Annotated in this window: 13 protein-coding genes; 8 read left to right on the top strand and 5 right to left on the bottom strand. The window is 40.0% G+C overall.

Annotated features, from left to right (window positions below; translation table 11 throughout):
- The first annotated feature begins 64 nt into the window (after nt 1–64).
- Nucleotides 65–373 (top strand): helix-turn-helix domain-containing protein, encoded by a 309-nt coding sequence (locus tag ACQ86H_RS13255; protein ID WP_431295141.1) that lies wholly within the window; start codon nt 65–67, stop codon nt 371–373.
- A gap of 947 nt (nt 374–1,320) precedes the next feature.
- On the opposite strand, the gene mnmE is transcribed toward ACQ86H_RS13255, so the two are convergent.
- Nucleotides 1,321–2,679: a tRNA uridine-5-carboxymethylaminomethyl(34) synthesis GTPase MnmE gene (gene mnmE / locus ACQ86H_RS13260; RefSeq protein WP_431295142.1), complete on the bottom strand. Its 1,359-nt coding sequence runs from the start codon at nt 2,677–2,679 to the stop codon at nt 1,321–1,323.
- A 330-nt stretch (nt 2,680–3,009) separates the two neighbouring features.
- Nucleotides 3,010–3,147: a hypothetical protein gene (locus tag ACQ86H_RS13265; RefSeq protein WP_431295143.1), complete on the bottom strand. Its 138-nt coding sequence runs from the start codon at nt 3,145–3,147 to the stop codon at nt 3,010–3,012.
- 75 nt (nt 3,148–3,222) lie between these two features.
- Between ACQ86H_RS13265 and ACQ86H_RS13270 the strand changes: the two genes are divergently transcribed.
- The 7 genes from ACQ86H_RS13270 to ACQ86H_RS13300 all read left to right on the top strand — a co-directional run bounded on the left by ACQ86H_RS13270 (nt 3,223) and on the right by ACQ86H_RS13300 (nt 8,497).
- Entirely contained in the window at nt 3,223–4,149 is a 927-nt protein-coding gene (locus tag ACQ86H_RS13270) for an AI-2E family transporter (protein ID WP_431295392.1), read from the top strand.
- 341 nt (nt 4,150–4,490) lie between these two features.
- Nucleotides 4,491–5,123, top strand: a complete 633-nt coding sequence (locus tag ACQ86H_RS13275) for a DUF5710 domain-containing protein (protein WP_431295144.1) — start codon at nt 4,491–4,493, stop codon at nt 5,121–5,123.
- Nucleotides 5,124–5,447: 324 nt separating this feature from the next.
- Complete coding sequence (locus tag ACQ86H_RS13280) at nt 5,448–6,008, top strand: RNA polymerase sigma factor (RefSeq protein ID WP_431295145.1); 561 nt, start codon at nt 5,448–5,450, stop codon at nt 6,006–6,008.
- A complete protein-coding gene (locus tag ACQ86H_RS13285; protein WP_431295146.1) occupies nt 6,001–6,273 on the top strand; it encodes a hypothetical protein in 273 nt (90 codons plus the stop codon). Before ACQ86H_RS13280 ends, ACQ86H_RS13285 begins: the two co-directional genes overlap by 8 nt.
- A 67-nt stretch (nt 6,274–6,340) precedes the next feature.
- Entirely contained in the window at nt 6,341–6,772 is a 432-nt protein-coding gene (locus ACQ86H_RS13290) for a HEAT repeat domain-containing protein (RefSeq protein ID WP_431295147.1), read from the top strand.
- Between the two features lie 23 nt (nt 6,773–6,795).
- Nucleotides 6,796–7,698: a DUF4097 family beta strand repeat-containing protein gene (locus tag ACQ86H_RS13295; RefSeq protein ID WP_138821324.1), complete on the top strand. Its 903-nt coding sequence runs from the start codon at nt 6,796–6,798 to the stop codon at nt 7,696–7,698.
- Between the two features lie 73 nt (nt 7,699–7,771).
- On the top strand, nt 7,772–8,497 hold the full coding sequence (locus tag ACQ86H_RS13300) for a hypothetical protein (RefSeq protein WP_431295148.1): 726 nt from the start codon (nt 7,772–7,774) through the stop codon (nt 8,495–8,497).
- 423 nt (nt 8,498–8,920) lie between these two features.
- Here ACQ86H_RS13300 and ACQ86H_RS13305 read toward each other — a convergent pair whose 3' ends face one another.
- From ACQ86H_RS13305 to ACQ86H_RS13315, 3 genes are all read right to left on the bottom strand, one after another.
- Nucleotides 8,921–10,282, bottom strand: coding sequence for an outer membrane beta-barrel protein (locus ACQ86H_RS13305; protein ID WP_431295393.1), 1,362 nt, complete (start codon nt 10,280–10,282; stop codon nt 8,921–8,923).
- On the bottom strand, nt 10,192–10,788 hold the full coding sequence (locus tag ACQ86H_RS13310) for a hypothetical protein (RefSeq protein ID WP_431295149.1): 597 nt from the start codon (nt 10,786–10,788) through the stop codon (nt 10,192–10,194). Before ACQ86H_RS13310 ends, ACQ86H_RS13305 begins: the two co-directional genes overlap by 91 nt.
- A gap of 218 nt (nt 10,789–11,006) precedes the next feature.
- Nucleotides 11,007–11,561, bottom strand: coding sequence for a carboxypeptidase-like regulatory domain-containing protein (locus ACQ86H_RS13315; protein WP_431295150.1), 555 nt, complete (start codon nt 11,559–11,561; stop codon nt 11,007–11,009).
- Nucleotides 11,562–11,611: the final 50 nt, after the last annotated feature.

The raw sequence follows: 11,611 nt of genomic DNA on the forward strand, positions 1-11,611 counted from the left end.
TTTAAAACTATCTATATCACAAAATCATTCCGACAATACATCAACAGAAAAAAATGCCTATATAATGTTGAAAGCTACGAAAATTCTTGAACAACATTTTCCTCATAAATTTCCGGGGGTTGTTGCTCTTGCAGATGGCTGTGGTATATCCGTTTCTAAGCTTAAACGCGATTTTAAAAAAGCCCATGGGATGACACCTCTTAAATATTTCAGGAACCTGCAAATGAATTACGTATCTGGAATGTTGTCGGGAAGTGAAAAGACTGTTAAGCAATTATCGGCGGAACTAGGATTCAAAAAAAGCAGTACTTTCTCCGCATGGTACAACAAAATAAATGATAACAATGAATTAAATTATGATACTGGTGTATAAAGTTACGCAAAGAAAAATATTCTTTGTGTAAACCATGATGAACCACTTTTACTGAAATACACAATCCATAGCTGAAAAATTTATGGAATGGCTTACTTTATAGTATGTATATGATGATTTATTTTCCGTTAGAGAATACTTCAAGATCATTCCGTTTGACCAGGTCATAAAGTGCTTTTTCTGATATACCAAAATGCTGTTGGGCATCAGCCATACTTATACAGTAGACCAGAGCAGGGTTTTTCGTTCTTTCAGTACGCTGAACCGGCTGAAAGTTGACCTGTTTAAATGCCTTATCCAAATGCTTTCTCTTGATCAGTGTTTTCCGTTCGCTGAACTGGATTGCTTTAATCCTGCCATTCTTGTCTGCTGATAAATAATCCTCTCACTGCAATGAAGCAGGCGCGCAGCCTGTTTCACCGTAAGGAACTCTGCGGGCTGGTCATTAATGGCTTTTATACGAGTACTAAGCGTTTGTTCATTGCTGGCAGAAATCTTTACATTAAGGATTTTTTGTTTGTAATGCCGCCTGTTACAATTCAAGCTGCAGTACTTAGTGACCGTAGTTTTTGCCAAGAATGTCTTACCGCAGTGTTCGCAGATTCGCTCAACTGTTATATTGCTACTCATTTCATCCTTTTTTGCTGCATCTGCTGCAAGTCGACAGGAATTTAGACGCCTAAACATCAGTGGTAATTTCCCCTAAAATAGTGGGCTATTAGTACTGTTTAATGTTTTTTAGTGTCGTTAAGTGTCGATAAGCGACATCATTTCACCCATGATTTTTTTGGGAAAAATTTGAGTCGCACGAGCAACAAATGAGCAACAAAAATGCGAAAAATAGTGGTAAACCTCCAAGAAATTGAAGTGGAAATATTAACATAACTTATTAACAATCAGACTGTTAATTGTCATAAGTTGTCGAAATTAGTGGTTGTTTTTAGGGATTATTTGCCGATACAGAACTTCGTAAATATATTCTCCAGCAAATCATCGGTAGTTACTGTACCGGTTATCTCACCCAGATAATGCAGCGCCTGTTTAATGTCCATGGCTAAAAAATCGGAGGTAACCGGATTATCTACATTGGCCAAAACCCTTTGCAGCGCATGTTCGGTTTGTTTTAACGCTTCTACATGGCGGATATTAGTCACCAGGGTTTCGCTGGTATTAATGTGTTGCAAGTTAACCTGCTCCAGTAAAGTGTTTTTTAATTCGTCGATGCCCTGTTTCTCTTTGGCAGAGATAAAAACAACATTTAAAGCTTCGAAAGCTTTACGTTGCGCATGAGCAAGGAGATCGGCTTTATTGACTAAAATTAAGTAGGGGATAGCCAGCTGTGCCAAACCCCTGATCTGTTCTTCAATTTCTGAAATACTTTGAGCGGCATCGGCCATATAAATGATCAGTTTGGCCTGTTTCATTTTCTCTAGTGTGCGTTCTACCCCTAAAGCTTCAATAATATCTGCGGTATCGCGGATTCCGGCAGTATCAATAAAACGGAAAACAATGCCGCCAATGGTGAGTTCGTCTTCAATGGTATCGCGTGTGGTGCCGGCAATATCAGAAACTATAGCGCGTTCTTCGTTCAGGAGGGCATTTAACAGGGTTGATTTACCCACATTAGGTTTACCTGCAATAACAATGGGCACCCCATTTTTAATCACATTTCCCATTTCGAAAGAGGAGATTAAACGTTGTAAAACGTAATTGATTTTGTTCACCAGGTATTTTAGCTGTTCGCGGTTGGCAAACTCTACATCCTCTTCGGCAAAATCGAGTTCGAGCTCGATCATGGAAGCAAAATGGATCAGTTGTTCGCGTAAACCCTTTAATTCGTTGGCGAAGCCACCGCGCATCTGTTGCATGGCCACATCATGCGAGGCTCTGGAATTGGAGGCAATTAAATCGGCAACTGCTTCTGCCTGGCTCAGATCAAAAGCTCCGTTTAAAAAAGCGCGCAAAGTAAATTCGCCGGGTTTGGCAGCACGGGCACCTTTGCTGATTAAGAGGTTAATAATCTGTTGGATAATGTAGTTAGAGCCATGGCAGGAAATTTCTACCACGTTTTCTTTGGTATACGATTTTGGCGCAACAAATAAACCTGCCACCACTTCATCTACAATATGATCGCCATCTTTAACCAGGCCAAAATGCAAGGTATGCGAGGCCTGCTTTTCTAAATCTTTCCCTGTAAATACGGCATTGGCAAGTGAAATGGCCTCCGGGCCAGATAAACGGATAACGCCAATGGCGCCTGAACCTGAAGGAGTAGATAAAGCAATAATGGTATCTTGATTGTTCATGTGCGGTAATAAAGCTACAAAAATAAGGCTAATCTGTGGGTATATGGTGTAAGGGAAGTAATTTTTTTAAGCATTGGTTAACCGGTTAACTGTTGAAATTGGTTAATTGACGCCAAACGCAAATCACTCAACGCCAAATCAACTAGCAGCCCTTCGACTCCGCTCAGTGTGACTTATCGAGGGGGAATCGATTAATTGACTCTCAACGCCAGGCACTCACTTCAAAACTGGTTAATCTGTTAATTGACTTCGGACTATAAACTCGTTCCGCTTTTCAATATTAAAGTTTATCTTAAAACATTTTAACACCGGCTGTGTTTAAATTTCAAATCAGAATAAGCTTTTTATGACGAATAATTTACCCCTGACCGTAAAACGATCGATAGAATTATTGGGGCTAATGGCTATTGCAGCCGTAATGGTAATCGGACGAGACATTATCATGCCAATATTGATGGCTTTTTTCATCAGCATCATGTTGCTTCCACTGTATCGCTTTTTAAAAAGAAAAAAGTACCCGAATCGTTAGCCATTATCTTACCCATTTTATTAGTGGCCATTTTTGTGGCTCTGATTATTTGGTTTTTTTCGAACCAGATTGGCATTTTGGTTAAAGATTTTCCACAGATAAAGGCAAATGTAACACAACATATCAATTCGCTAAGCGATTGGATCAGCCGAATTACCCATTATAATGATAAACAGCAAAAGGCCTTTATACAGACTAAAAGCGATGATTTAATGAATATGGGCACCTCGCTTGCAGGCGGTGCTGCGGTTACCTTAAGTGGCATTTTTGTATTTATAGGGTTATTGCCTATTTATATTTACCTGATGCTTTTTTATAAAGATATTATACTGCGCTTTATATTTATGTGGTTTAAAGCAGATGACCACCCTAAAGTGAAGGAAGCCATTTATGAAACCGAATCGATTATTAAAAGCTACCTGATCGGACTGTTAATCCAGATCACCTATATGACCATCTTATTGGGCGGTATATTGATGTTAATCGGTATAAAACATGCCTTGTTAATCGGCGTAATTTTTGCCATATTAAACCTGATCCCTTACGTGGGCGCCTTAATTGGTAATTTGATAGGAGTGCTGCTTACGCTTACCTCATCGCAAGAATTATGGCCGGTGCTTACTGTTCTAGGGGTGATTGCGTTTGTTCAGTTTTTGGATAACAACATACTTATGCCACGTATTGTGGGTTCTAAAGTAAAGATTAATGCTTTATTTTCCATCCTCGGGGTATTTATTGGCGGCAGCATTGCAGGTGTTTCCGGGATGTTCCTGGCGCTGCCTATTGTGGCCGTACTTAAAATTATCTTCGATCGTACAGAATCATTCAAACAATGGGGAGTGTTACTGGGAGATGAACGCCCGGCTAAAAGCCCGATGACTTTCCCCGTTTTCAGGCGTAAAAAACCAGTAGCTACCAAATCGGGAGTAGAAAAGGAATAGGATTGTGAGGGTGGAAGAGGTGGAACACGGATGATGTAATGAATTCTGCACTAATCAGTGTAATCTGCAGGAGTTTGATGTGTAGGTTAAATCAATGTCATTAAGTTAAGCGGTAAATCGTAAAAAGATGTTACCCTGAGCGTAGTTGAAGAGCATTTATTTGCGATTTATCAATCTGATTACCTCGGTGCTTAAATTAATGATATTTAGGTTGGGGTTATGGCGCCATGCTAACTAATGAACCAATGACCAATGAACCAACAAACATTTTCCAATAGTTAAATTTCACTATACTAATACCCGGATTTTAATTATTTTCGTTCTGCAAGCTTAACCAAAACATGCCTTATATTCTTAACGTTCCCTTTGCTGATAAAGACGAGGCGAAAGCGCTCGGGGCTTATTGGCTCATTGAAATTAAAAAGTGGGTGATTCCCGATCACATTGCAGATATCAATCGTTTTGCGAAATGGATTCCTGCCGGGCGTTTAGATTGCATTGTAAGAAAACCTTATCTACTGGCCAAAGCCACAAGGATTTGCTGGAAATGCGGACAAAAAACACCTGTAATGGCTCCGGCTGCGGTAAATTATTATCATTTAGAAGAAGTTAATGAAGATAATCCTGATGGTAATGAGGTTGCATGGGTTAAAGGCGAAAGTCCAACACTGTTCAGTTACCTCCAGAGTGCGGATCCTCCTGCGATGGAGCATTTTAAAAAAGTCCATCCGCAGTTTAAATATAGTTTTTCCAAAGCCATTCAATTTTCCTATTGGGCTAACACCTGCAAACACTGTAATATACTACAGGGCGATTTTGAGCTGCACGATGAACCCGGCGGAGCGTTTTTTCCAATCGTTTACGATCCCGGGGATATTGAGATTACTTCTTTTGAACTCGAATACGATTATGCTATTGAAGGCGAATATGGTGGTCAGCAGTTTGAAGAAATGGATTTTTCGGAGTTTTTGTGAAATATGCTCAAATGCCTCCCCAAGACTGATCTAAAAACCACTTTATCTTTAGCTTTTTACTTTTGTACTGATGCCGTAGTCCATCCTTACGCTTAATCCTTGATGAGTGCTTAAAAACAAATGCTTGATGGTGTATATTATCGGATAACATCATTTTATAATCAGCTATTTGATGGGTTTAAATGTGATTTTTTGACTATACGTTTGATTAAATTTACTTCATTTTACTTTTTTTAGATTTTTTTTAAAAAACATGCAACACTATTGTACATGCTGCGACTAGAGAATAGAAACGTATTAGAAAGATAAATTAAAAGCTCAACATTGCGCGCTGCTGAACAGACAACCGATCAGGAATTAATTGCACTCTGCCTTGAGGGCAGGGATGCAGGCTATACCGGGCTTTATAACCGTTATTCCAAAAAGATCTATAATTCGATCAGCCGGATTGTAAGTCATACGGGTGAGGCAGAAGATATCCTGCAGGATATTTTTTGTACCGTGTTCAGCGATATAAGCAAATTAAAAGGGGTACTCAGTTTCGAGGCCTGGGTACGGCGGATGGCCATTAACCGCTCCATTTCCCATTTAAGAAAAAGAAAAATAATGTTTTCTGATCTGGGAGATATGGATGTGGAGGATGGTGGAGGAAACGACAACGATGATTTGGAGATTTTTGATTGCAGGGTAGAGGATGTGAAAAAAAGTATCGAAGAACTTTCATCAGGTTACAAGACGATTTTAAACCTGTATGTGTTTGAAAAGATGACACACGAAGAAATTGCGGTAATGCTCGGACTTTCGGCCAGTACGGTGAGGACGCAGTACCACAGGGCAAAAAAACGTGTTTTATTATCACTAAAAGACAAATGTTATTATGAATGATCAGATAAAGGATTTTGTGGAACAGCACCGGGAGGAATTCGATCATCTCGATGCACCGGCCTTTGATATAGACCGCTTTAAACGGATGCAGGTTCAGGCTAAAGAGCCAAAGGTAAAAACGATCAGGTTTTTTAACAGCAAATGGCTGGTTGCAGCATCGGTGGTGCTGGTAGCGGCTACTGCATGGCTTTTTTTACCCGCAAACACAAGTAGAAAGTATTTCCTATTCGAAAGGGGCTACTGCTACTTTACCAATCAGGCCTGAAGGAAAAGCAAATAAGACTTCAGGTGAGCGAAATATTCCGGTTCAACTCACAAAGGTTAAAATAGGTTTGCCTGAAGCTATAAAAGAAAGACCAGAATACACCGGCAAGGGTGACGAATATGCAGCGTTAAAAGATAGCAGTTCGGCTAGTTTAAGGCTGTTGGCGATATTAAAAATCGAAAAAAGCAACCGCATCAATAACCACATGCTGGATATGTTATCGAAAACACTCAACCATGATGGAAATACCAATGTGCGTTTGGCTGCCCTGAATGTATTGCAAAAATACAGTACCGATAAATATGCTTCTTCGTTACTCATCAGTTCGTTGAACAAGCAAGACGATCCAATGGTGCAACTCGGTTTGGTAAGCTTTTTAGGGAAAATGAAGAATGCAGAAATTGGCGAAAAACTTTATGCACTGGCCAATAATCCTGAAACTTTTGCAGCAGTACGTGATGAGGCCTATAGTGCCTTATTAAATCAAGACAAATTATAAAAAAAGTAAACAACAATAAAATTATGAAAAAGCAATTTATCGTTCTTTTTTCTTTGCTCGCCATCGCTGTATCCGCATCGGCACAGAAAGAATACAAATTAAACAAAAACTCAGGACAGCTCAACCTGAATATTCCAGGCGCCATAATAGAAGGTTATAGCGGGAATGAAATTATATTTTCGATCCCTAAAGGAGAAAAGGAAGAGGTAGATGAGCGTGCAAAAGGCCTACGTGCCATCAGCGGATCGGGCTTTACCGATAATACAGGTTTGGGTATAGATGTTTCTGAAAAGGGAGCCGAAATCAATGTAAACGCAGTGAACAGGGAGATAAAAGGCATATTGACCATCAAAGTACCTCAGAATATCAAGATTGTTTTTACCAACAAAAGCAGTGTGTACCAGAACGAAATCATCCTGAAAAATCTGAAAAGCGAAATAGAGGTTTCTACCAGCTACAACAAAATCAAACTCGAAAACAACAGTGGTCCGATGAATGTTAAAACACTTTACGGTTCGGTAGATGCTATTTTTACAGAAGCCATTAAAGGTCCAGTATCTATTGTTTCGGTATACGGTTATGTAGATGTATCGCTTCCTGCCAATACAAAGGCAAACGTAGAACTGGGCACGAGTTATGGCAAACTTTACGCCGCAGAAGGGTTAAAAATTGCGATCGAAAAAACTGAAAAAGCAGAGCGCAATGGCTTTACTTCGGTGGGTGGGAGCGAGAATGCTGGTCAGGTAACTACAGTACGCACAGGTCAAACAGTAAGTACGATAACAACGGTAAATGGCGATGCAGCTGCTTTTGGATACACTACCGGTGGCCATAGTTCTGAAAACATCAAAGGCAAGATTAATGGAGGTGGTGCTGATCTGATCTTAACTTCACGTTACAAAAATGTATACCTGAGAGAGAAATAATCGCTCTCTTTAGGTTTCTCTTTTCATCTGCCTAAAGCCGTTTATCTGAGGCAAAGGCAATAAAGCATTTTTTATGAAAACAATAATATATTGGCTTTTTATGGCCATGGTGCCGGGTATTGCCCTTTCGCAAACCAAAATTAATAAATCTTATCCCGTAAAAAAGGGTGAAGTAGTAGCTTTCCATTTCGATTATCCCAAGGTTGTGCATATTTCGAGCTGGGATAAAAATGAAATTGGTATTGAAGCTGCGGTTAAGATCAATGATGGTAAAAACGACTCGGCTTTTACCCTTGAGGAAAGTAGTGCCGATGGAACCATTACCATCAAAAACAAACTCGATATGGATAAAATTCCAGAGGCTTATTATGTAAAAGAAAATGGCATTAAAACGCGTTTAAACTCGAAAGCTGATCTGGATGCTTACATCAGAGAAAAAGGCGGCACCAAAATATCAACCTACCAAACTAAGGATATTGAAATTACGATAAACATCAAACTTCCGGCAGGGATTAGCACTGAGGTAAGTTCTGTTTATGGAATCGTAGAGATTAAGGATTTTAAGGGACCTATAAAAGTTGATGCAAGGTATGGTGGGATTGATGCCAGTATCAGCCAAAGTGCCATCGGTAAAATTAAACTCACCAACCGTTATGGAAAGATTTATACCGATATGGTGCTTAAACCGACAGAAATGAAAGAGGAAAATTTCTTTACTTCTTTAACGGCAGCGCCAGGTGTCGGTCCGAGTTATGATTTAAGTTCATCGTACGGTAATATTTATTTGAGAAAACAGTAGGGATGGAAAAGGGAAGATGTAAGATGGATGATGGATGATGGCGAGGCGGTTAGAGTTTAGCGATAAGCGGCAAGCTTACTTTAGCTCGTTTCGTCATCTCTACCGCATCGGAGAGATCTATGAGTTAAATTTTAGTGGAGGAGCATCCGGTAGTTTTTTTATCATTATGTAGTTAAGGTCATTAAGGGAATTGTAAGTAGTAATCTCTCTTTCCGTCATCTCGACCGCAGTGGAGAGATCTGTGAGTTAGATATAGCTCATAGATTTCTCCATTTGTTTTTAGCCACAGATTACAGAATACACGGATAATCTTATTCTAAATTCTTTAGCTAAATTTGTCATCCCTTGTTCCGTGATCTCGACCCATAGCGGAGAAAATCTGTGAGAATCGTCATTCACAATTTGGTAGATAGAAAACTCTGCTTATCCACCAAACTTACGCACACGATAAATCAGCGAAAGCATAAAATACCGGCCCAAACGGTTCGCCTGCCTGTCAACAATCACATTGTCGAACACATCCCTCGAGATACCCGAGTTCTGATCAAACAGATCGAATCCTTCCACGCGGATGGCTGCCATATCATTTTTCATAAATTTGTATTCCATTGATAAGCGCAGGAGCGTTGGATTGCGTACCGCACCGTTATCAAAACCGGAGTTTATCTGTTTGCTGAAATCGTAGCCGAGCGTTAAATCTTTGAAAAAATAATTACGGCCTTCTATACCACACTCAAAGCGGTTCGATTGGCGGTCAGCAAAACTATCGCTCGAATAATTGGTGAGGTTTTGTGAGTAAGAGGTTTCTACCTGAAAGTTGACAATATCTTTTAAATCTACCCGAAACTCCAGTTCCTGGCGCCACGATAAGTTTTGCGCTTCAATCCGGCTATCGTCTGTAAAAGTAATGTTATTGTTCAGCTGACCTGAACCTGAATAGCCAATTGTAAATTTCCGTTCTGCAGAGAGTGGTTTACTGATGTTATAATCGCCCTGAAGGGTATAATAACCATCTGCATTGATGTAGCTGGTAAGCTGGTTAACCGTTCCCGGCACACGCTGTTTAGTAGTTACAATCCTGTCGTTTGTACGCTCATACTTAAAATTTGCCTGAATCACTTTCCCTGCGTTCCAATCGGCTTGTTTATAATGTGCATTAACACTTTGTACAAATTCGGGCTTCAGGTTCGGATTTCCTGTAACTACATTCTGCAGGTTCGAATTATCTGATATCGGCTGCAGCTGCAAAAAGCCAGGTTGGTTGTTCCGCCCCCAATAATTGATATCGAATGATTCCTGGTTAGAAAATTTATAAGAAAAACGGCCCGAAGGAATGAAATTAAAGGTACGGTTAACCGTTTGGATGTTGTTGCTCAGGTTCTCTCCACGTAATATGGCTGGTTGTATATTAAGTCCAAGGGTATAGTTGAGTTTCTCCCCAATGTAACGGTAATTTAAGCCAACTTTATTGGTAATAAACTGATAGTCGTAAATATTGCTCAGGTTGGGATTAAATACCTGATTGCCGCCTGCCACATCATAAGCATCACGAGAGTTATTTGTCGATGAACGGTTCCAGTTATAGTTTACCTCCAGAAAAGTTTTTTTCCAGATCGGCTCCATGTATGATACACCAGCATTTAATCCGAAATTTCGGTTATCCTGGTTGTTCAACTGGTTCTGTAAAACAGAATCTACCGCATTGTTATGTGTATTGATATACTTATTAAACAGATCCTTATAATTTTCTCCATTTGTATAGTTAATGCTTCCCCATGAAGTAATGTTGCGGCCCTTTTTCTCAAATTTGTGGTTAAAAAGAAATTGGTATGAGCATTAATATTTTTAGAAGTATTAAAGTTTGTACTCTGCCTGTTGGTGGCGAGCGTATCCTCGGTGATCTCCGAGCCTCCCGCACTATTTCCGCTATTGTTGCTATAAGAGAAATTTGGCGAAATCTTCAGGTAATTCATCGTATCAATTTTGTATTCCAGATTGCCTCCAAACCAGTGATTGTTATTATTGCTTCTGCTAATACTGTTCGCATTTTCGAGCCGGTTGATGGGATTTTGACCTGCATCCTGTAAAACACTCTGTGTATAGGTAGTGCTAATGGTATTGTTCTTATTATTATTAAAATTATAAGCCGCATCGGCAGAAAGTTTGGTGCTGAACTCGTTTTTATAATTAATACCCAGGGCATTTCTGGTATTGATGCCGTCACCACCGCCACCACGCATATTGGCATTGGCTGACGTTCCGTCAAAAGAAATTTGTCTTTCCCCCTTCATGCTGTTTCCCCTGATGCTGGTATTGTAACGGTCTGAATTGCCGACCCCTGCTGATGCACGGGCAAAATATCCTTTCTTTTTATCTTCTTCAATTGTCAGGTTCAGTACCTTTTCTGGCTCTCCGGTTTTTATGCCGGTCAGTTTTGCCTGATCGCCGTAATCGTCGATAAACTGCAGGTTTTTGATGATATCAGCAGGCAGGTTCTTAATCGCTGTGGCTACATCGGTTCCAAAAAATCTTTTCCGTTAACGCGAATTTTGGTTACAGGTGCTCCCTGACTGGTTACATTACCATCTTTATCTACCTTGATGCCGGGCAATTTTTTCAGCACCTCATCTACTGCATCACCATCTCTTACCGGAAAAGCTTTCGCGTTAAAACTCACCGTATCTTCGGTTACTTTTACCGGTGGAACCCCTGAGATTACCACACCATCAAGCGTGTTCGAAGAAGGCTTAAGTTTAATGTCGGTAATATTCAGAAGCGCACCTTTTTCTATTACGTATTGTTTAATAAAAGTATCGTAGCCAATAAAGGCGGCTGATAAAGTAAATTGCCTGGACTTGATTTTACTCAAAATAAAGGCCCCATCGGGATTGGCCGAAGTGCCAATGCTATCATTTCCCGATTTAATCCTTACCACTGCACCGGGTAGCGACAAACCTGCAGTATCTAACACAAAACCCTTTACGATATAATTTTGTGCGTAACTGTTTGTGAAAATACCTGCAAAGAACAGGAGTATGAAAAACGTTTTAGTAAATAGCCTCATGAATTATTTGTGTGTGGCATAAAAATACGGCACAGGATGCTAATCCTGTT

It is taken from the genome of Pedobacter sp. P26, assembly GCF_050632135.1.
GTDB lineage: Bacteria > Bacteroidota > Bacteroidia > Sphingobacteriales > Sphingobacteriaceae > Pedobacter.